The following is a 21,011-nucleotide window of genomic DNA, read 5'->3' on the forward strand; positions in this document are numbered from 1 at the left end:
CCAGACTCGTCTCGATTCAGGACAGAAGTTGACCTAAGGCGACTCTAGCGTCGCCGTCATGACAACTCATCAAGACACCAGGGGGCCGGTGATCCGGACCCACGCCCTCACCAAGACCTTCACCCGGCACAAGCAGAAGGTGGAGGCCGTGCGAGGCCTCGACCTCGAGATCGCCGACGGCGAGCTCGTCGCCTTCCTCGGCCCCAACGGCGCCGGCAAGTCGACGACGCTGCGGATGCTCACCACCCTCATCGCTCCCACCTCCGGCTCCGCACGGGTCGCCGGCCACGACGTCGTCACCGACCAGCGCGCCGTGCGGCGGGCGATCGGCTACGTCGGGCAGGGCAACGCGGCCGGCCACCAGCAGCGTGGCCGCGACGAGATCCTCAGCCAGGCACGGGCCCATGGCCTCAGCCGTACCGAGGCCAACTCTCGCGCCGACGAGCTCCTCGCCGCCTTCGACCTCACCGAGCACGCCCGGCGGCCGGTCTCCACTCTGTCCGGCGGCCAACGGCGACGCCTCGACGTCGCCATCGGGCTGGTGCACCGCCCGCGACTGATGTTCCTCGACGAGCCGTCGACCGGCCTCGACCCGCAGAACCGGGTCAACCTCCAAGAGCAGGTGCAGCGCCTAAACCGCGAGCTCGGCACCACGATCGTGCTCACCACCCACTACCTCGAGGAGGCCGACGCCATCGCCGACCGGGTGATCGTGATCGACCACGGCCAGGTGATCGCCGACGACACCGCCCAGCGCCTCAAGTCCGGACTCGGCGACCTCGTCTCGCTCGGCTTCACCTCCTCCGCGGACGCCGCTGCCGCGGCCGACCGGGCGCTGCGTCTCCCTGGCGCCGCCGTCGATCTCACCGGCGCCGACGTCGAGGTGCGCGTCGCCCACGGCCGCGAACTCGCCCCCGGCCTCCTCACCGACCTGGCCGCCACGGGAACGCCCGCCTCCCGGGTCGAGATCGCCGGCGCGACCCTCGACGACGTCTTCCTCCACCTCACCGGTCGCAGCCTGCGCGAGACCCCCACCGACCAGCACGCCCACGACGAAGGAGCAGCAGCATGAGCACCGCCACGATCGACACCGCCGCCCCCGCCCGGGCCGGAGTGGAGCCGGCCACCCCCGGCTTCCTGGCCAACACCCTCAGCGTGATGACCCGGCAGCTGCGACCGATGCTCCACGAGCCGGCCTCCATCCTGTTCGCGATGGTCCAGCCCCTGGTGTTCCTCGCGCTGTTCGCGCCGCTGCTCCCCGACGAGGGCGTGGGCGGATCGGCGCTGCAGTGGTTCGTGCCCGGCATCATCGCGATGACGGCATTGATGGGCGCCTCGATGACCGGGGCTGACCTCTCCCAGGAGATCAACACCGGCTCCCACGAACGGCTGCTCGTCTCGCCGCTGAGCCGCTCGTCGCTGCTGGTCGGGCGAGCCCTCAAGGAGGTCGTCCCGATGCTCGCGCAGGGAGTGCTGATCGTCGCGGTGGTCACGCCCTTCGGCTTCGACCTGCACCCGCTCGGCGTCCTGGCCGGCCTGGCGATCCTCTCCCTGTTCAGCATCGGCGTGGGCGCCCTGTCCTTCGCGCTCGCCCTGGTCGCCAAGGGCCAGGACTGGCTGTTCTGGACCGTCCAGCAGACGCTGATCTTCCCACTGCTGCTGCTCGCCGGCGTCCTCCTGCCGATCGGCCCCGACGCCCCGGGCTGGCTGCGCCTGCTCGCCGACCTCAACCCCCTCGGCTACATCATCGAGGCCGAGCGCGCCCTGTTCGCCGGCGACTTCCCCCTCGACACGGTCGGCGCCGGCGCCCTCGCCGCCGCCGCGGTGGCCGCCCTCGGCGTCGTGGTCGGCCTGCGCACCATGCGCCGTGCCTCCTGACCGCCGCCCGACCAACTCACCCAGGCGCTGACCCGTCAGCTATAGCGGACGGGGCAGCGCTCATGGGCGGTCCGAGAGCCGCCTCACTAGGCTGCGGGGCGTGAGCGACCTCGACCGGCTGGACGCGACCCGGGTGCGTGCGACGGTCGATCGGCTCCGGTCGCGGGTGGCGGCACGGTTCGCCGGCCGGGGCATCGAGAAGGTCGCCGGGAGACTCGGAGAGCTGGTCGCCGAGATGGAGGGGGCGACGCCGGAGATCAACCGGCGCCTGCGGCGCACTCGCATCGCCTGCCGCGCGCTGGCCGCGCTCGTGCTGGTAGTGACCGTCATTGCCCTCGGCCTGGCACTCCGCGATGCGCTCGGCCGGGAGGACGGCGTCGACTGGCTGCCGCTGATCGAGTCGACCGTCAACGACGTCGTGTTCGCGGCCTTGGCTCTGTGGTTCCTGTACTCGTTCCCCGACCGTCTCCAGCGCGGCCGGCTGCTCGCCCTGCTGCACCGGCTGCGGTCGCTGGCCCACGTGATCGACATGCACCAGCTCGCCAAGGACCCCGAGCGGCTCCGCGCCGACTACCGGGGCACGGCGCAGAGCCTCGACCCCGGCCTGAGCGCGACCGAGATGGTGCACTACCTGGAGTACTGCTCGGAGCTGCTCAGTCTGGTCGGCAAGGCCGCCGCGCTGGTCGCCGAGGAGTCGCAGGACGCGCTGGTGCTCGATGCCGTCGGCGACATCGAGACCCTCACCACCTCACTGAGCCGCAAGATCTGGCAGAAGATCTCGATGCTCAACCAGGGCGCCCGTCCGGCCTGATTCCCTCGAGGATGCTCAGGATCCGCTGCCAGACAGCGGAGTCCGGGTCGATGACCTCGAAGTGGTCTCCGGCGAACTCGACCAGCTCGGCCTCGGCCCCGGCGGCGCGGGCGGCGGCCACGTAGTCGCGCGACTGGGACGGCGGGACGTCGTCGTCGGCGGCGCCGTGCACGCACCAGACCGGGACGTCGAGCGGGACCTGCTGGGCGGGGTCGTAGCGCTCGTCGGCCTCGCTCGGGCGATGCCCCAGCAGTGCGGCGGCGGCGTCGTCGCTCAGGCCGTCGGCGGAGGCGGCGCGGAGGTCGAGGACGCCGGCCTGGGAGATCACGTGGGTGACCGGAATCCCGGCGCGGGAGGACCATCCGTACCGCTGCCGGGCGGCGGCCCAGGCCGCGAGGTGGCCGCCGGCGGAGTGACCGAGCGTCACGACGGTCGACAGATCGAGGGCGCGCGCGGGCGCGAGCGCGGCCAGCGCGTCGATGCCGGCGGCGACGTCGTCGAAGGTGGCCGGGGCGCCCCCGCCGCTCCCCAGCCGCCGGTACTCCAGGTTCCAGGCGGCCCACCCCTGCTCGGCCAGGGAGGCCGCGAGCGGCGTGCCGAGGGCACAGTCGTAGCGGTCGCGCCAGAAGCCGCCGTGGATCACGACGACGACGCCGCGCGCCTTCCCGTCCGGCAGGTGCAGGTCACCGAACTGGCTGGGATCCTCGCCGTAGGGGATCCGCGTCGTCACGGCTCGGCCTGGATCAAGGCTCGGCCCGGTTCAAGGCTCAGTCCTGGGCCGGGCGGGACGTGCGGTAGTCGAGGTCGGCGTACTCGGGGTGGCGCTTGAGGTATGCCTGCACGAACGGGCAGATCGGGAGCGCCTTGAGGTCGCGGGCCCGGACGTCGTCGAGCGCGGCGCCGATCAGAGCGCCGCCCACGCCCTTCCCCTCTGAACCCGGGAACACCTCGGTGTGGGTGAAGACCACCGAGTCGGGCGTCTCCTGGTAGTCGGCGAAGCCGAGGAGGGTGTCGCCGTCGCGGATCTCGTAGCGGCTCTGGTCGGAGTTGTTGACGACGTCGAACGAGGGGGAATCGGTCACCGGGTCATTCGACCCGATCGCACGGCCTCGGACAAGGCCCCTCACCGATCGAGCGCATAGAGCTCGAGACGTGAACAGTGCGTGCACCGGTAGGCGATCACCGACAGCTTGGCATTGCGCACCCGGCCCTTGGCGTTGCCGAACGCGCTGCGCCGCAGCTGCCCGGCGATCCAACGCACCCGGCCCTGCCGGTCGTCGTCGACCCAGCCCTCCTGATACGTGGTGCTGCCGCAGTTGGGGCACGGGTAGGCGGTGTAGTCGCCCTCGGTCTGGCTCACGCCATGGCCACCGGGAGGGTGGCCATCCAGGCCGAGCGCAGCTCGAGCAGGTTGATCTCGAACCCGCCGTCGACGACCAGGACGTCGCCGCCGGTGACGCCGAGGCCGGTGAGTGGGACGTCGTGGCGTGCGGCCAGGTCGGTGAGCGCGTCGACGTCGGCGGCGGCCACGCTCACCAGCACTCGCCCGGGCGTCTCTGCGAACAGCGCCACGAAGGGGTCGGCGTGCACGCCGGCCAGGTCGACCCGCACCCCGCACAGGTTGCCGAGGGCGGACTCGACCAGCGCCTGGGCCAGGCCGCCGTCGGAGAGGTCGTGGGCGCTGGCGAGGAGGCCGAGCTCCTGGCCGCCCTCGTGGAGCAGCGCGGCGAGCCGCTTCTCGGCGTCGAGGTCGACCGCCGGAGGCAGGCCCCCGAGGTGGCCGTGCACGACGTGGGCCCATTCCGAGCCGTCGAGGTCCTCGCGGGTCTCGCCGAGCAGGAACACCCGGTGCCCCGGCTGGTCGCCCTCGACGGAGGGCCACGCCGACGGCGTCCGCTTGGTGACGTCGTCGACGACGCCGAGCACGGCGACCACCGGCGTCGGCAGGATCGGCGTCTCGGCGGTCTGGTTGTAGAGGCTGACGTTGCCGCCGGTGACCGGGATGCCGAGCGCGAGGCAGGCGTCCTTGAGGCCGCGGCAGGCCTCGGCGAACTGCCACATGACCGCGGGGTCCTCCGGTGAGCCGAAGTTGAGGCAGTCGCTCACCGCCAGTGGGACGGCGCCTCCGGCGGCGACATTGCGGTAGGCCTCGGCCAGCGCGAGCTGGGCGCCGGCGTACGGGTCGAGCTTGGCGAAGCGACCGTTGCAGTCGGTGGCGACCGAGACGCCGAGGTTGGTGCTCTCGTCGATGCGGATCATCCCGCTGTCCGACGGCTGGGCCAGCACGGTGTTGCCGCGGACGTAGCGGTCGTACTGGTCGGTGACCCACGACCGGTCGCACAGGTTCGGGCTCGCGGCCAAGCGCAGGACGGTCTCGCGCAGCTCCTCCTCCGACGCCGGGCGGGCCAGCGCCCCTGAGCCGTCGGCCTGGAGTGCGTCCTGCCAGTCCGGGCGGGCCAGTGGGCGCTGGTAGACCGGGCCGTCGTGGGCGACGGTGCGCGGGTCGACGTCGACGATCGTCTCGCCGTGCCAGTCGACGACGAGCCGCCCGTCGCCGGTCACCTCGCCGATCACGGTGGCCTCGACGTCCCACTTCTCGCAGATCGCGAGGAAGGTGTCGACATCGCCGGGCTCGACGACGGCCATCATCCGCTCCTGGCTCTCGCTCATCAGGATCTCCTCCGGCGAGAGCGTGGGGTCGCGCAGGAGCACCTTGTCGAGCTCGACGTGCATGCCGCCGTCGCCGGCCGCCGCCAGCTCCGACGTGGCGCACGAGATGCCGGCGGCGCCGAAGTCCTGGATGCCGGCGACGATGCCGGCGGCGAAGAGCTCCAGGGTGCACTCGATGAGCAGCTTCTCCATGAACGGGTCGCCGACCTGGACGCTGGGGCGCTTGGCCGGGCCGTCCTCGTCGAAGGTCACCGAGGCGAGGATCGAGGCCCCGCCGATGCCGTCGCCGCCGGTGCGGGCGCCGTACATGATGACCTTGTTGCCGGCGCCGCTCGCCTTGGCCAGGTGCAGGTCCTCGTGACGCATCACACCGACGCACAGGGCGTTCACGAGCGGATTGCCGAGGTAGCTCTCGTCGAAGACGACCTCGCCGCCGATGTTGGGAAGGCCGAGGCAGTTGCCGTAGCCGCCGACGCCGGCCACCACTCCCGGGAGCACCCGCCTGGTGTCGCCGTCGGCGTCGAGGGGACCGAAGCGCAGCGAGTCCATGACCGCGATCGGACGGGCGCCCATGGCCAGGATGTCGCGGACGATCCCTCCGACACCGGTGGCCGCGCCCTGGTACGGCTCGACGTAGGACGGGTGGTTGTGGCTCTCGATCTTGAAGGTGACCGCGTAGCCCTGGCCGATGTCGAGGACGCCCGCGTTCTCGCCGATGCCGGCGAGCATCGGACCCACCGGCGTCTCCTGCGGGATCTCCCCGAACTGCTTGAGGTGCACCTTCGAGGACTTGTAAGAGCAGTGCTCACTCCACATGACCGAGTACATCGCGAGCTCGGCGCCGGTGGGGCGGCGGCCCAGGATCTCGCGGATCTTCTGGTACTCCTCGGACTTGAGCCCGAGCTCGGCCCAAGGCAGCTCCCGCCCGGGGTCGTCGGCGGCGTGGGAGACGGTGTCGAGGACCGGGGCGGCGTGGGGCGCAGGCACGGAGCCAATCTATCCGCCGATCCCCCGCGGATCGGCGGCGGATCGGCCCGGACCGGGCAGCGGGGAGAGAACTTTTCAGATTCGTTGTATCTGACCCCGATCTGCGCGCTCTGACTCGGTGAAGGCCGGAGCACCTGCCCCTCGGTCTGGGGGGGTTGAGGGGCGGGTGCCCGGCCCTGTCAGGGGTCGGTTCGGATAAGTTGCCTGGTCGAAGCCGTCGACAGCGGTCGACAGCACTCGCGACGGGCCGCGGTGCGGCCGAGGAGGCGACCCGGCATGCCCACCTACTGTGCTCACTGCGGCGCGACCCACGACACCGCAGCAGGTGGCGCCTACTGCTCGAACTGCGGACAGCCGGTCCATCCCCAGGCTCCTCCGCAGGGCGCGCCGTACGCCGGCCCGCCGCCCTCCGGGTACCCACAGGGGCCGCCGACGGGCACGCCCGCGGGGCCGCCGCCAAGTGGCTGGGCGGGCCCCCCACCACAGGGCCCGCCCCCCACCCAGGCATTCCAGCCCGGCCAGCCCGGCCAGCCGAGCCAGCAGCAGCCCTGGCACCCGGGGCAGCCGTACCAGCCTGTGCAGCACCCGCAGCCCACCGCGAAGATCAACCCGTTCCAGGGATGGCCGCTGGCCGACTACCTCCGCGACGCCGCCGCTGCTGTAGCCCTGTTCGCCTGCCTCGGGATGCCGTGGGACTTCGGCGATGAGGCCTTCGACCCGTTCAACCACGCCGGCGAGCGCTGGTGGGTGGTCATCGCGGCCCTGCTCGCGGTGGTCTCCTTGGCGGTGCCTTACCTGGAGAAGGCCCGCGCGATCCCGAACTGGGGACCTCAGCACTACCTGCTCACCAAGCTCGCGCTCAACGCACCCCTCGTGCTCAGCGTGCTCGCCGCAGTCATCTTCGAGCTGGTCGCCATCAACGACGACGCCGACGGCGGCCTGGGCAGTGGCATGGCGATGGCGCTGGCCGGTGTGGCACTGGCCATCCAGCCGCGGGCGGCCGAGGAGATGCCCGGCTATCCGCAGGATCGGCGTTGGACCACGCTCGCCCGAGCGACAGCGGCCTCGGCCGTCGTCCTGACCGTGCTGCTGTTCGCGCTCTGGGTGCTCCACGGCGCGCTGAGCGACGACGCGGACGTCCTCGACGGCTCCGGACTCAGCGCCGGGATCGACATCTTCGATCCCTTCACCGACTTCGTGGCGATCCTCATCGCCTTCCTCGTGATCCCGCTGGCGATGTTCGGCTATCCCGCGTACCAGCTGGTGTTCGGCGCGCGAAGCGCCGCGTGGCGGCGCGCCCTGGCGACGGTCGGGTTCTCGGTGGTCGTCGTGGCGCTGTTCGCCCTCGCCTCCGACCACGACGGCCTGTTCTTCTGGCCCGAGGTCGAGAAGTGGAACGGCTACTTCGGCGGCTACCTCCCCGGCGCCGGCGGCCTGCTGGTCGGAGCGGCCGCGGGCTTCGCGGTGTCGCGGCCGATGGAGCGCGCGACCGCCGCCCACGACGCGCTGCAGGACTGCCGCGAGACACTCTCCGCCGTCCTCCAGCTGTCGATCGCCGGCTCGGCGCTGGCCGTGGCGGCAGTGCTCTTCCATGCCTTCGAGGCGGACTTCGGTGCCGCGACGATCGTCTCGATGGTGCTGCTCCTGCTTGCCGCCGGCGCGGGTGGCTACGGCTTCACGCTGCTCTCCGACCTGCGTCGACACCGCGTCGTGCTGCTCGGGATCCTCGGCGGGACAGCCCTGCTGGGCCTGATCGCGATGATCGTCCTCAACGGCGACGACAACACCTTCGTCAACAACGGCTACACCGTCGCCGCGTGGATCTCGCTGCCGGCGCTCGGCGCCTACGCACTCACCGCTCCCCCGCAGGTTCGCAGCGCGCTCGGCCCACTGGTGGCCGGCGGCGGCGCCTCCGGCTTCCCGCAGGGCCCGCCCCAGGCCTATCCACAGCAGGGCTATCCCCAGCCGCAGCCACCACAGGCGCCTCCCGGTCAGCCCGGGCAGTGGGGACCGCCGCAGGCACCACCGCATGGGCAGCCCGGACAGTGGGGACCGCCCCCGCCGGGCCAGTGGGGGCCGCCGCCGGCTCAGTGAGCCGCGGTCCGGCGAGGCCGAAAACCGGGGTGCGAGAACTACACGTTTGTAGTTCCTGCGACTCGTGTTACTGGTGTGATTTCTGAGGTTAGAGTGCTGATTCGCGACGGATCATCACCTACTTCCCCAGGAGTTTCTCCGCCATGAGCTTCACCCTGCGCAGGCACCGATCGGCCCCCACAGCCAGCCGCCGATCGGCCACCGCCAGAGCCGTCTCCGGCCTGGCCACGCTCTCCGCGATCGCACTGACGCTCGGCGTCACCTCGGTCACCGGACCGGCATCGGCGGCACCGGCCGAGCGGACCCTCCCCAGCGCGTCCCCCGCCCTGACGGCCGGGATCGGCGAGCGCGCCGCGGACCCCCTCCCCCCGACGCCGGGCGACTTCACCGGCTACGGCTTCGACCAGTGCCTCGCGCCGAGCCAGTCGGCGATGGACGCCTGGCTGCGTCGCTCGCCATTCCTCGCGGTCGGCATCTACATCTCCGGGGACTCCCGCGCCTGCCGCTCGCAGCCCAACCTCACCCCGCAGTGGATCCGCACCCAGCTGCTCAAGGGCTGGCGCCTGCTGCCGATCACGCTCGGCCCGCAGGCCTCCTGCCAGCCGCGCTTCCCGCGCTACTCCGACGACTTCAAGATCAGCCCGGTCAAGGGGAAGGCCGGCAACTACGGCGAGGCCCGCAAGATGGCCCGTGACTCCGCGGCCAGCACGGTCGCCGACGCCCGTGCGCTGGGCATCCCGGCCGGCAGCACGCTGTGGTACGACCTCGAGGGCTTCGACATCACCAACACCGCCTGCCGCGAGTCGGCCCTGGCGTTCTTGAGCACGTGGGTGACCAACGTCCGCCGCCTCGGATATGTCACCGGCGTCTACTCCAGCGCCGGCTCCGGCATCAAGGCGCTCGACGACGCCCGGGTCAACCGTCCGGGCTCGGTGACCCTCCCCGACCGGATCTGGGTCGCCCGCTGGGACGGCGTCGCCAACACCTCCACGTCCTACCTCCGCCCGGACGGCTGGATGCCGGGCGGTCGCGTCAAGCAGTACCGCGGCGGGCACGACGAGGTGTGGGGCAAGGTCCGGATCAACATCGACAGCAACTTCCTCGACCTCGGGCGCGGCTCGGTCGCACCGCCGGAGAACCACTGCGGCGGCGTCCAGGTGAACTTCGGCCGCTACGGCGCGCTGAAGATCGCCGCCAGCGGCGAGAGCCGCCGACCGGGTCGGCTCAAGGCACTCCAGTGCCTGCTCACCGAGCGCGGCTACTTCCGCGGCCAGGTCACCGGCAAGTACTCCGCCCCGCTCCTAGACGCCGTCCGTCGGTGGAAGGCCGCACGCGGTCAGGCGACCGGCGACACGTGGTACCCCCGCGACTGGATGACCCTGCACGGCTTCGGCTCCTCGCCGGTGCTCAAGGTCGGCTCGGCCGGCCCGGACGTGCGCCGCGTCCAACGTGCGATCAACAGCGCCAACATCGGCACGAAGGTGCCGCTGCACGGCACCTACGACGCGACGACCGCCGCTGCGGTCAAGACCTACCAGCGCCGGTTGAAGATGCCGGCCACCGGGATCGTCGACGGCGCCACCTGGGGCAGGATCCGCGCCGGGGCCCGCTGACCGCGCCCGCTGACCGCGCTAGTCGGTCGGGGCGTCAGTGGCGGCCGGCGACGACGTCGGCCGCCCGGGCCAACCACGACGCCGACGCCTTGCCGGAACGGTCCTCGGCATGGTCGGCCGCCCGGTAGGCCGCATAGATCCCGGAGACGCCCAGCCAGCGCAGGGGCTCCGGCTCCCAGCGCCGGGTCGGGGCGTCGGGGGCCTCGACCCACGGCAACGAGGTGAGCTCGGTGTCGCGCTCGAGCACCAGGTCGGCCAGGCTCCGTCCGGCGAGGTTGGTGGCGGTGACGCCGGTGCCGACGTACCCGCCGGCGTGGCCGAGGCCGGTGGCCGGGTCGAACCGGACCCGAGCCGCCCAGTCGCGCGGGACGGCGAGCACCCCCGACCACGCGTGCGCGATCGGGACGTCGCGGGCCGCCGGGAAGAAGTCGCCCAGCAGCCCGGCCAGCGCCTCAACCGTCGCGACCGGGGTCGCGCCGTCGTCGTCGATGCGTGATCCGTAGCGGTCGGGATGGCCGCGTCCGCCGAAGGCGATCCGGCCGTCGGCGGTGCGCTGGGCGTACATATAGACGTGGGCGAGGTCGCCGAGCGCTTCGCACCCGCTCCAACCGATCTGCGCCCAGGCCTCGGCGGGCAGCGGCTCGGTGACGACGAGCGAGGAGTTCATCGGCAGCCACGTCCGGCGCTCACCCGGCAGCCGGGCGGTGAACCCCTCGGTCGCACGGAGGACCACCGGCGTGAGCACCCGGCCGCGGCGCGTCTCCACCACCCCGGGCCGGATCGCTTCGACGTGGGTGTCCTCGTAGATGGGGACACCGAGACGCTCCACGGTCTCGGCGAGACCGCGGACCAGTTTGGCCGGGTGGATCCGCGCGCAGTGCGGCTGCCACATGCCGCCGAGCGCGCCGTCGACCGCGACCCGCGCCGAGGTCGCCGCCGCGTCGAGCAGCTCCCAGTCGGTGCCGGGCCAGTCCTGCTCGGCCTGGACCGCGGCTTCGAGGCGAGCCAGCTGCGCGGGGGTCCGGGCAACGTTGAGCTCGCCGCCGAGCCGGACGTCGGCGTCGATGCCCTCGGCGCGGGCGACCTCGACGACCTCGGCGACGGTGTCGGTCAGGGCCTGCTGCTGGCGACCGGCGCCTTCGCGGCCGTGGGCGGCGACGTACTGCTCCACACCGCCGGTGACGGTGTTGGTGAGCCAGCCCCCGTTGCGACCCGAGGCGCCGAAGCCGGCGAACCGGGACTCGACGACGACCACGCGGAGGCCGGGCTCGGCACGCTTGAGGTAGTAGGCGGTCCACAGCCCGGTGAAGCCCGCACCGACGATGCAGACGTCGGCGGTGATCGGCCCCGGCAACGCCGGACGTGGTGCGGGCCGGCCGAGGTCGGCCCACCAGAAGGACACCGCGCCATTGGCGGTCGCGTTCGCCGTCATGGCGTCATGGTGTCAGGGGTCTTCGACGTCGAACTCGATGGTGGCGATCGGATTCTCGAACTCGGAGATGCGGAGGGAGACCTGGAGGGTCCAGGCGCCGGACGTCGGGATCACCGCCTCGCTGGTGTAGCTGCCGGTCGACTGGAAGGTGAGTGGCAGCGCCCCAAGATCGACGTCGTCGGAGCGCAGGCTCACCACCGGAGCCTCGACCCCCTCGACCGGCACCCCGGAGGCGGTGACGAGCTCGATGGTGAGCGTGTTCTTGCCCGTCGTCTGCGGCGACATCGACGCGCGCACCTCTCGTTCCCCGAGAGAGGCGGTCTTGATCTCGCGCGGCGCGAACTCCGAGCCGGAGGGCGTCAGCGGCGCGTCGACGGCCGGGCTCTTGTCGACGAGGAAGCCGGTGATCAGGAGGACGACGACGAGCATGGCCACCTCGGCGCCGGTCGCCTTGGCGAGCAGGCGTGCGGTGGCGCGGCGCTCCTTGCGACGTGCGGTCTCCTCGACCTGCGGCAGCAGCTTCCAGCGGTTCCACGCGGCGATCAGCACGACCGCGACCGCGGCGAGGATCTTCACCAGCAGCATCTGGCCGTAGGCGGTGTCGAAGAGCGCCGAGACGGAGCCGAGGATCCGCCAGGCGACGAAGGTGCCGGTGACGACGAGCGCAACCAGGATGCCGGCCGCCAGGCCGGAGAACCGAGCGAGCAGCTCGCCACCGAGAGTTCCCCGGTCGGCGAGGTCGACCAGCGCCAGCGTGAGCGCGATGAGGCCCCCGAACCACACGCTGCCCGCGAGCAGGTGCACCATGTCGGCTCCGACGACGAGCCACTCCGGCGTCTCGGCGCGGGTGTGCCCGACCAGCGCCGGCGCGATCGCGGCCACGAGCACGGCACCCACCGCGAGTCGACCGCGCAGGAGGCTCGGCGTCCCGCCGCCCAGGAGCGCGACGCCCGCCGCGGTCCCGAGGATCACCGCGGCCGTCGTGAGGTACTCGGTGGTCGAGAGCGTCGACCACGTGCTCGACCTGCCGAGCAGGCCGGCGCCCCCGCCGAGCACATAGACCGCGGTGAGCGGGAGCGCGAGCAGCCAGGCGATCGCGGTGAGGCCGGCCCCGACCCGCGCGGCCAACACGATTCGCCCGCGTGCAGGCTCAGCCTGGGGGTCGCGCGGCAGGAGCAGTACGGCGAAGCCGACGAGGCCCGCGGCGCCCAGGAGCCCGAGGTAGCCGAGCCAGCGGACCAGGCTCAGGACCCACGGTGCTCCGGTGCCGCTGGCCGGGGCGCCACCCTGGGGCGCCTCCACGACGTCGCTGGGCGCACCGACGGAGAAGGTGAGCGAACCGGAGATCGGGTGCCCGTCCTCCGAGACGACGCGCCACACGACGACCAGGGTGCCCTCGCCGACGTCCTGGTCGAGGGTGACGGCGAGCGCGGTGCCGCTCACGCTCGAGGTCGACTCGACCGGGGTGCCCGCGGCGTCGAAGACCTGAACGCCGTCGGGAACCCCGAGGACGGTCTCGTCGAAGGTCAGGTTGATCGCCTCCGGCGCCGTCTCCAGGACGGCGCCCTCGGCAGGGTCGGTGGAGACGAGGGTGGCGTGCGCGCTGGCCGGGCCGGCACTGCCCACGACGACGGCCAGGGCGGCGAGCAGGACGACCACGATCGCCAGGGGGCGCGCGAGGGGGCCGGCGCGCAGGCGGATCCGGTACATGGGCTCGCTTCCTCGACTGGTCGACGCAGGCCCGGGTGACCGCGATCACTCTGCTAGCACTGAACCAGCCGGTCGAACTCCTGTCAAGAATGTGAACCCGTCACGTGCGCGATTGCCCAGCGGCCCGCCTGATGGCTAGAGTGTGATTCACATTACCGAACCCAGGTCGCCCATATGGACGGTCCCGCTTGTGGGTCCCGTATCTGGGCGATCTCCCACGAAGGGGATCCCCCATGCCCAACATCACCGTCGAGCTCCTCAAGGGCCGCACCGTCGAGCAGCGCCGCGACTTCGCCCAGGCCGTCGCCGACAGCGCCGTGGAGATCCTCGGCGCCCGCCGCCAGGACGTCCGGATGGTCTTCAGCGAGATCACCCCCGACATCGTCGCCAACGGCGGCGTGCTGGCCAGCGAGGACGAGAGCCGCGCCGGCGTGGTGGCCGCGCTCGCCGACGAGGGCTGAGCGGCCGGGCCACGCTCTGGGCTCGGCCGCCTGCGAGGCCGGAAGGCGACCGATCGGTCGCCTTCCGGCCTCGTTGCGTTGCGGGAGCGATCGTTCCCGACCGTCCCGGCCGAAGCGGAACGACACTGCGGGCCCGGAGGAGAACCTCCGGGTCCGCAGCGTTCAGATCGGACTCAGCGTCTGGGCTGGACCTTGATCGTGACGGTCTTGGTCGCCTTCGTCAGCAGGTCACTGCCGAGGTAGGAGATCTTGACCTTCATCTTGCCCTTCTTGGTCGCCTTGGCGAGCTTCAGAACGACCTTGCCGTTCTTCACCTTGCCGACCACGACCTTCTTGCCCTTGACCCAGGCCTTGACCTGGCCCGTGACCGGAACGCCGGCCGGAGCCTTGACCGTGACGGTGACCTTGGCCCGGGCACCCTGCTTGATCCGCTTGGGCGCCTTCACCGTGATCGTCGACGTGGCCTTGGCGACCTTCACCGTCACGGTGCCAGTGGCCGCGGTGTGACCCGCGTCCCCGGCGTAGCGCACCGTCAGGGTGTACGTGCCAGGCTTGAGCGCCTTGGCGGCGAGCGCGATCGACGCCTTGCCCGCCGACAGGGTGCCGGTGCCCAGGACGGTGGTCCCGTTCAGCACCTGCACCTGGCCGGTGGCCGTCGCCGGGTTGGTCGTCACCGCGACGGTGCCGGCCTTGCCGTAGACGATCGAGCCCGCACTACCGGTGACCGACGTCGTCACCACCGGCGGGTCACCCTTCTCCTTCACCTCGATCGTCACCGTCGCCGGCTCGGAGTCGAGCGCGCCGTCGTTGGCGAGGTAGGTGAAGGTGTCGGTGCCGACGAAGCCGGCCTCGGGGGTGTAGGTGAACGACCCGTTCGCGTTGAGCGTCACCGAGCCGTGGCCGGGCGTCGAGGCGCCGGTCGCGGTGAGGGTGGAGCCGTCCGCGTCGTTGTCGTTGGCGAGGACGCCGGGTGCCGGGACCGTGAGGGCAGCGCCCTCGGTGGTCTCGTAGGCGTCGTCCCGTGCGGTCGGAGCCGAATCAGCCGGACCGCCCTCGTACAGCTCGGCGACCAGGTCGTCGCTCATGCCGTAACCGAAGAGCTGGAAGTCGTCGATCAGACCGTTCCAGCGCTGGTCGGCCCAGCTGGTGCCACCGAGGAAGTTGGCCACGGTGTTGCCACCGACGCCCACGTCCCCGATGCCGAGGGTGTAGTCCTCGCGGGTTCCGACGAGCTCGCCGTCGAAGTAGAGCTTCCCGACCGACCCCTCCATCGCGAACACCACGTGGGTCCATTCGTTGAGCGCCAGGTCGTTGCCCGCACCGAGCACCAGCCGCTCCTCCCCGGCCTTCGGGGTTCCCGGCGCCTTGAACGTCGCCGCGAATCCGGACGGCGTGTTGTTGGCGCCGGCCTGACTGTTGGACTGCAGGAGGAAGTAGGTGTCCGTGCTGCTACCGATCTGCAGGAGGGTCACCCAGTTCGGCAGCTGGTTGGGGCGAGCCCACATCGAGACGGTGAACTCGTCATCGAGCCCGGCCTCGACGTTGTCGGGCATCTTGATGTGGTTGTTCGTCGTCGACGCACCACCCGGGAAGGATGCCGCGCCACCGAGCTGACCGTCGGGCGTCCAGGTGGTCGCACCCATGAGGGTGGCGTCCCCGATGTCGCCGTTCGAGCCGGTGTTGGCCGCCGCGGTGCCCGTGCCCTCGTCGAGGGTGTAGTGCACCAGGGCGTCCGAGCCGTCCAGCGGCCGCTTGACCGTGTGCTCCACGGAGGCCTGCGAGGTGCGGAAGCCGGCACCCGGCACATACCGGACCTCGACGTCGTGCGCACCCGGGTCCAAGCCACCGGCGAGCTTCGGGAACGTCGCCGCCCCGGCGCTCAGGGTGACCGCGTCCCCGACCTTCTTGCCGTCGATCCACAGCTCCACGCTGCCGGCCGGCGCCGGACCGCCGGCCGCCGCGACCTGGGCCTTGACGGTCAGGTCCTGACCGTAGGCCGACGGCGAGCCGGGGGTGACCGCCACCGTCGTCGTGGTCGCGGTGAGACCGGCGACCTCCTCGACCTCGATGGTCACCGTCGCCGCCTCGGAGGTGCGGGAGGCGTCGGCGGCCTTGTAGGTGAAGGTGTCGGTGCCGAAGTAGCCGGCGTCCGGCGTGTAGCTGAACGAGCCGTCGGCGTTGAGCGTGAGGTCACCGTGCTCGGGCTGGGTGGCCTCGGTGGTCGTGAGCGCGTCGCCATCGGCGTCGGTGTCGTTGCCCAGCACACCGGGAGCCGCGACCTCGAGGGCCACACCCTCCTGGGTCTTGTAGCTGTCGTCGACGGCGACCGGGGCCTTGCTCGAGACGCCGGTGAAGACGTCCTTGACCTCGGCCTCCGACAGCTCGTAGCCGAACATCTGGAAGTCGTCGACCTGACCGTTGAAGCGCGGGTCGTTGAAGCTGATCCCGCCGATCATGTTCGCCGTCGACTGCCCGTCGACCGCGACCTCGCCGAGGTTGATCGACACGTCGTTGCGGGAGGCCACGAGCACGCCGTTGAAGTAGATCTTCACGACGTTGTCGTTGGCCGTGACCGCCACGTGGGTCCACTGGTTCAGCGGCAGGTCCTGGTCGCCCGGGAGCATAATGCGCTCCTGGAGCACCTGGCCGGCCTGCTTGAAGGTGGCACCGAACCCGCGGTCGCCGTTGATGAGCGACGACTGCAGCACGAAGAAGGAGTCGGTGCTGCTGCCGATCTGGAGCAGCGGCACCCAGTTCGGCAGTGCCCGGGGGTTCGCCCAGAGCGAGACCGAGAAGTCCTCGGTCATCCCCGCGGAGATGTTGTTCGGCAGGGTGACGTGGTTGCCGGAGCCGCCGTCGCCACCGGGCAGGTTCACACCCGCACCGAACTTGGCGCTCGGCGTCCAGCCGACCGTGCCACCGAGCGTGGCGTCGCCGATGGAGGGGTCGCCTCCGGTGTTGACGGCGACGGTGCCCTGACCCTCGTCGAAGGCGTAGTGGATCGGCACACCCTCGCCGACCGGCGGGCGCTCGACGGTGTGGGTGAGGGAGCCGACCGAGTCACGCCATCCGTCGGCGGCGGTGAACCGCACCTCGATGTCGTGCTCGCCCGGTGCCAGCCGCTCGGGCAGGGCCGGGAAGGTGGCCGCACCATTGGCGAGGTCGACCGTGCCGCCGACGGCGTTGCCGTCGAGCCACAGCTGCACGCTGCCCTGCGCGGGAGCGTTGCCCTCGTCCTTCACGGCGGCCTTGACGGTCAGCGCCTCACCGAACGGCGACGGGGACGCCGGGGTCACCGACACCTCCGTGGTCGTGCGCAGCGCGCTTCCGGCCGAGTAGAGCGCGGCCACGTCGTCGGTGGACAGCGCCGTCTCGTAGAGCCGGACGTCGTCCATCCGGCCGTCGTAGGCCGGGTCGGGGAACCCGTTGCGGCCGAGCCAGTTGTTGCTGGTCGGGCCGACGTCGCTCATCGTGAGCGTGAGGTCGGTGCGCTGGGCGACCTGGACGCCGTTGAGGTACAAGGTGCCGGTGGCGCCGGTGCGGGTGAACACCACGTGGTTCCACGCGTTGGCGTTCACGTCCTTGGTCGGCGTCGCGTACACCCGCTCCTGCAGGTCGCTGCCCTTCTTCTTGAACGTCGCCGCCAGACCCGAGTTGCCCGGGTTGCGGGCCTGGGTCTGCATCTGGATCTGGAAGAAGCTGCCGGCGTCACCAAGGCCATCGCCGAGGTGGAACATGCCGATCCAGTTCGCCTTGGCGTCCGGACGGACCCAGAACGACGTGGTGAAGCTGTCGGCGTTCTGGAGCAGGTTGTCGGGCAGGTCGACGGCGTTGGTGTTCTCGCCGCCGGGCAGGTCGACACCGTTGCCGTACACGCCGTTCGGCGTCCATGCGGTGGCGCCGGTGAGCGTGGCGTCGCCGACCGAGACGTCGGTACCGGTGTTGGCCGCGGTGGTCCCGCTGCCCTCCTCGAACTCGTAGTGGACCTGCGGGTCGTTGACGCCCGCCTCGGTCGCGGTGATCACGAGGTCGTCGAGCATCATGCCGGCGGTGGTGCCGTCGGCGGCCGCGAGCGTGATGGTCTCGCTGCGCGAGGACGCGGTGAAGGTGTCGACGAACGTCTTGTAGGTCAGCGCTCCACCGCTCTGCGACGGGTTCGCTGTCGTCGCGGTGAGGGTCGCGTCGAGGTCGCCCACGTTGAGGTCGACATTCGCGTCGGCCGTCCCGGTGGACCGGCTGTCACGGGCGTACTTGACCGAGATCAGGTACTCGTGGCCGGGGTCGAGGTTGGTCAACGTGCGCTCGAGGCTGCCACTGGTGCCGAGGCCCAAGGCGTAGCCGACGTAGCCGAAGCCACCCTGGCTCGCGCCGGTGCTGCGGACCAGCTGGACGGCGTTGGAGACCGACCAGGGGTTCATCCGGCCGTTACCGGCCTCCACGTCGCGGATTGCCGGCGGGTTGGCCGAGCGCCACTCGGTGGGGAGCTTCGGGTACTCGAACTGGTCGACGACCATCGGAGTCCGGCTCTCGAGCCGCACCGTCGGGTCGATGTCCATCAGCGAGGCGACCGACGGGACGCCGGCGGCATTCCACACGACCAGCATGTAGGCGCCCGGAGTCGCGTAGGTGGCGTCGGCCGGAGCGGTGATGCTGAGCGAGTCTCCGGTCTGGGTGAAGTCCAGCTCCTGGAAGCTCTGGTCGTTGTTGAAGCCGTGGGTCACGGTGCCGTTGCGCATCAGCGAGACGCGGGTGATGGGCTCGCTGGCGGTGATCTGGAAGGTGCCGTCGTAGCCGATCTTCTTCGGCGCCTTGGTGATCTCCGGACGCGCGGCGAGCTCGTCACCGTCGTAGAGATAGGACGGCGTGTAGTACTCGACGTCGGTGTAGTCGTGCGGGCCTGGGGCTCCGCCGCCTCCGACCATGACGCGACCGTCCGGGAGGAGCAGGGCGCTGGAGTGGTAGAGCCGCATGCGGGCCGACGGGTTCTCGATCGTGCGCCACTCACCGGTCTGGGGGTTCCAGATCTCAGCCGAGGTGACGTACTGGCCGGCGCCGTTGTTCTCGCTGCTCCCGCCGGTGACCAGGACCTCGCCGTTGGGCAGCAGGGTCGTGGTCGGCCAGTGGCGGGCGTACTGCATGGGCGCGATCGGCGTCACCACGGGGTTCTCGGTGCCGCCGGTGATGTCGATGATGAACGCGGCGCGGGCACCTGCGGGTCCGCCACCGTTGGCCCACCATCCGCCGCCGACCTGGAGGATCTTGCCGGGGGCGAACATCGCGGCGCTCGAAGTGGCGCCGACCGGCCGGCCCAGTGCGCCCTGGTCGGCGACGTTGGCGGGCAGGGTGCCGCGCAGGTCGAGCTTGCCGTTGCCGCCGTTGGCGTAGGGGTCGAGCTCGAACATCTGGGTGCCGCTGATGTTGAACAGCGTTCCCTTGCCGGGGACGACGAAGGCGCGCGGGTACCACCAACGGTTCTCGTCGGGTCCGTTTCCGTTCCCGCCGTCGCCGTAGGCCGCGGCGCTGGTGGCGCCGGTGAGGAGCTTCCAGCCGGTGCCGGCACCGGGGGTGTTGATCTCGGGAGTGATGACGCCGGGACCGCCGGGACCGCCGCGGATACTGCCGCCCTGCACGACGATGTCGCCCTGGGGCGTCGTGGTGCCGGTGGGGTACCACCGCGGGTAGTTCATCGGGGCCTCGTCCTTGATGCCCTGGTTCTTGGTGTAGCTGGTGACACCGATGGCGGCGTCGTTCGGGGCGTTGCCGCCGAGCTGGTCATCGCCGCCGACCGTCACCACGGCGCGACGCCGCGGGTCCTGCACCTGCATCGAGCAGAACAGGTCTGTATAGGTGGAGTTGGCCTGGACCCCGTCGCGGACGTTCGCGAGGGTGCGCGGGTCGGCGGGGTCCCAGATGTCGAACTCGGTCTGACCGCCTTGGACCACGCAACCGTTGCCGCCGAAGTCGTAGGGGTTGGCGTCGGTGCATCCGGTCGAGACGGATCCGAAGCTCTGCACGGTGCCGTCTGCCAGAAGGGAGGCGTTGATGGGCATGTTCGGCCACGGCGTGACCGCGCTCCAGGCGCCCTCCTCGTCCTTGGCCGGCGGGGAGCAGTCGGCTGGCAGCAGGCCAGCGGAGTAGGCGATGCCGTTCTTCAGCTGGGTGCGCATGAAGGGCTCGGCGTAGGCCGTGCCCTCATGGCCCAGACCGGTGTACCAGGATCGGCCCTGATCGATCGTCTGGCACCAGGTGATCGGGTGGTTCGTGCCGTTCTGACCCATGCCGTACGAGGCCTCGTCGGCACGAACGATCGTGTGCACGTTCTGAGCCGGGTTGACCACCCAGTCGTACCACTCGTCGTTGCGGTTGATCTGGGCCGGCAGCCCCGCAGCGAGCGGGCCGGCATCGTCGGCGACGACGACGCGGCCTGGGCGCACGCCGGGGTTCTCGGGGTGTCCTTCGGACATCGCGCCGACAAGCTTGAGGTAGAAGGGGTTGACGTCGTGCTCGCTGGTGCCGACCGACCATCCGGTGTAGTGGACGCCGGCGAAGCCGCCGCCACCGCGGATGTAGTCCTCGAGCGCGGTGCGCTGGGCGTCGTTGAAGAGCACCCCACCGGTCTGCACGAAGACCAGGGCGTCCTTGGACGCGAGGTTGTCGGCGTTGAAGCTGGCCGGGTCGTCGGTCTCCTGGATCTCGACCGGCTGGCTGTACTCGGTGCCGAGCTGGTTGACCAGATCCTTCACGGCGACCCGCGCCTCGGCCTGCGAGGCGTGGAACTGGGTCTTGTAGAACAACAGGACCCGTAGGACCCCGTCGTCGGCGGCTGGAGCGGCCGCGGCGGCTTGCGGTGCGGACACGATGCCGAGCACGGAGGCTGTGACGGCGAGTGCCGCTGCGAGCGCCACGGCGCGGGCACCGCGTCGGCGTCGCCGATCGTGGTGCCCGCGATATGACCTGCGAAGCAGTTTCATCTTGGGAGTCCCCTTGGTTGGCTCTACCTGAGGCGAGCCTGGACCGACGCCTGGGGGACCCCGGTCCAGAACTCTGGTGGGCCGACCGTATGAGCACCATCACACAGAGTCAAGAATCGTGTCCAGATTTGTGAACGAAAACGGCTTTCAGTTCGCATTTCTGAATTTGGTTGGGAAGTGGGTCACATTCAGGGCCAGATGTACGCGCCAGCGAACCCAGATCGCCCTGAGAGCCCACCGCGGTCTTCCGGAGGCGTCGGCGAGCCGTTCTGGCCCCGAGAGTGCCGCTCCTGCCCGCATCCGAGCCTGGCCCACGGTCCCCCAGGTCGGGTGAGTCCGGGAGCCGGTCGCAGCCACGAACTCGCGGCGGCCGCAAAACCTCCG

At 71.1% G+C, this 21,011-nt stretch carries 13 protein-coding genes; 6 read left to right on the plus strand and 7 right to left on the minus strand.

Translation table 11 applies throughout. The annotated features are described in order from the left end of the window. The first annotated feature begins 58 nt into the window (after positions 1 to 58). The 3 genes from WMR31_RS03155 to WMR31_RS03165 all read left to right on the plus strand — a co-directional run bounded on the left by WMR31_RS03155 (position 59) and on the right by WMR31_RS03165 (position 2,689). A complete protein-coding gene (locus tag WMR31_RS03155; protein WP_340537311.1) occupies positions 59 to 1,072 on the plus strand; it encodes an ABC transporter ATP-binding protein in 1,014 nt (337 codons plus the stop codon). Further along, positions 1,069 to 1,878, plus strand: a complete 810-nt coding sequence (locus WMR31_RS03160; protein ID WP_340537312.1) for an ABC transporter permease — start codon at positions 1,069 to 1,071, stop codon at positions 1,876 to 1,878. Before WMR31_RS03155 ends, WMR31_RS03160 begins: the two co-directional genes overlap by 4 nt. A gap of 100 nt (positions 1,879 to 1,978) precedes the next feature. Next, positions 1,979 to 2,689 carry a hypothetical protein gene (locus WMR31_RS03165; RefSeq protein ID WP_340537313.1) on the plus strand — a complete coding sequence of 237 codons (711 nt, stop codon included), beginning with the start codon at positions 1,979 to 1,981 and terminating at the stop codon, positions 2,687 to 2,689. On the opposite strand, the gene WMR31_RS03170 is transcribed toward WMR31_RS03165, so the two are convergent. Genes WMR31_RS03170 through purL form a run of 4 tightly spaced genes read right to left on the minus strand, consistent with a single transcriptional unit; the run spans position 2,664 to position 6,346 of the window. Beyond that, positions 2,664 to 3,419 carry a prolyl oligopeptidase family serine peptidase gene (locus WMR31_RS03170; protein WP_340537314.1) on the minus strand — a complete coding sequence of 252 codons (756 nt, stop codon included), beginning with the start codon at positions 3,417 to 3,419 and terminating at the stop codon, positions 2,664 to 2,666. The genes WMR31_RS03165 and WMR31_RS03170 overlap by 26 nt on opposite strands. A 37-nt stretch (positions 3,420 to 3,456) precedes the next feature. Further along, entirely contained in the window at positions 3,457 to 3,771 is a 315-nt protein-coding gene (locus tag WMR31_RS03175) for a GNAT family N-acetyltransferase (protein WP_340537315.1), read from the minus strand. Positions 3,772 to 3,812: 41 nt separating this feature from the next. Next, positions 3,813 to 4,049: a hypothetical protein gene (locus WMR31_RS03180; protein ID WP_340537316.1), complete on the minus strand. Its 237-nt coding sequence runs from the start codon at positions 4,047 to 4,049 to the stop codon at positions 3,813 to 3,815. Then, the gene (gene purL / locus WMR31_RS03185) at positions 4,046 to 6,346 is read right to left on the minus strand and encodes a phosphoribosylformylglycinamidine synthase subunit PurL (RefSeq protein WP_340537317.1); all 2,301 of its coding nucleotides are present in this window, start codon (positions 6,344 to 6,346) and stop codon (positions 4,046 to 4,048) included. The genes WMR31_RS03180 and purL overlap by 4 nt, the downstream gene beginning before the upstream one ends. 276 nt (positions 6,347 to 6,622) lie before the next feature. Here purL and WMR31_RS03190 point away from each other — a divergent pair, with 276 nt between their 5' ends. After that, entirely contained in the window at positions 6,623 to 8,440 is a 1,818-nt protein-coding gene (locus WMR31_RS03190; protein ID WP_340537318.1) for a DUF7937 domain-containing protein, read from the plus strand. Positions 8,441 to 8,583: 143 nt separating this feature from the next. After that, complete coding sequence (locus tag WMR31_RS03195) at positions 8,584 to 10,053, plus strand: glycoside hydrolase domain-containing protein (protein WP_340537319.1); 1,470 nt, start codon at positions 8,584 to 8,586, stop codon at positions 10,051 to 10,053. A 34-nt stretch (positions 10,054 to 10,087) separates the two neighbouring features. On the opposite strand, the gene WMR31_RS03200 is transcribed toward WMR31_RS03195, so the two are convergent. Together WMR31_RS03200 and WMR31_RS03205 are read right to left on the minus strand one after the other, a co-directional pair. Beyond that, entirely contained in the window at positions 10,088 to 11,485 is a 1,398-nt protein-coding gene (locus tag WMR31_RS03200) for an NAD(P)/FAD-dependent oxidoreductase (RefSeq protein ID WP_340537320.1), read from the minus strand. Positions 11,486 to 11,497: 12 nt separating this feature from the next. Beyond that, positions 11,498 to 13,195 carry a copper resistance CopC/CopD family protein gene (locus tag WMR31_RS03205; protein ID WP_340537321.1) on the minus strand — a complete coding sequence of 566 codons (1,698 nt, stop codon included), beginning with the start codon at positions 13,193 to 13,195 and terminating at the stop codon, positions 11,498 to 11,500. A 233-nt stretch (positions 13,196 to 13,428) separates the two neighbouring features. Between WMR31_RS03205 and WMR31_RS03210 the strand changes: the two genes are divergently transcribed. Then, positions 13,429 to 13,656: a tautomerase family protein gene (locus WMR31_RS03210; RefSeq protein WP_340537322.1), complete on the plus strand. Its 228-nt coding sequence runs from the start codon at positions 13,429 to 13,431 to the stop codon at positions 13,654 to 13,656. Positions 13,657 to 13,829: 173 nt separating this feature from the next. Here WMR31_RS03210 and WMR31_RS03215 read toward each other — a convergent pair whose 3' ends face one another. Continuing rightward, positions 13,830 to 20,561, minus strand: coding sequence for a LamG-like jellyroll fold domain-containing protein (locus tag WMR31_RS03215; RefSeq protein WP_340537323.1), 6,732 nt, complete (start codon positions 20,559 to 20,561; stop codon positions 13,830 to 13,832). Positions 20,562 to 21,011: the final 450 nt, after the last annotated feature.

This window comes from Nocardioides epinepheli (assembly GCF_037936805.1).
GTDB lineage: Bacteria > Actinomycetota > Actinomycetes > Propionibacteriales > Nocardioidaceae > Nocardioides.

What these genes read in the sequence shown, in the direction of transcription:
- WMR31_RS03195 (WP_340537319.1), top strand. Translation starts at nt 8,584, where the DNA reads ATGAGCTTCACCCTGCGCAGGCACCGATCGGCCCCCACAGCCAGCCGC.
- WMR31_RS03200 (WP_340537320.1), bottom strand. Translation starts at nt 11,485, where the DNA reads ATGACGGCGAACGCGACCGCCAATGGCGCGGTGTCCTTCTGGTGGGCC.
- WMR31_RS03210 (WP_340537322.1), top strand. Translation starts at nt 13,429, where the DNA reads ATGCCCAACATCACCGTCGAGCTCCTCAAGGGCCGCACCGTCGAGCAG.
- WMR31_RS03205 (WP_340537321.1), bottom strand. Translation starts at nt 13,195, where the DNA reads ATGTACCGGATCCGCCTGCGCGCCGGCCCCCTCGCGCGCCCCCTGGCG.
- WMR31_RS03155 (WP_340537311.1), top strand. Translation starts at nt 59, where the DNA reads ATGACAACTCATCAAGACACCAGGGGGCCGGTGATCCGGACCCACGCC.
- WMR31_RS03190 (WP_340537318.1), top strand. Translation starts at nt 6,623, where the DNA reads ATGCCCACCTACTGTGCTCACTGCGGCGCGACCCACGACACCGCAGCA.
- WMR31_RS03160 (WP_340537312.1), top strand. Translation starts at nt 1,069, where the DNA reads ATGAGCACCGCCACGATCGACACCGCCGCCCCCGCCCGGGCCGGAGTG.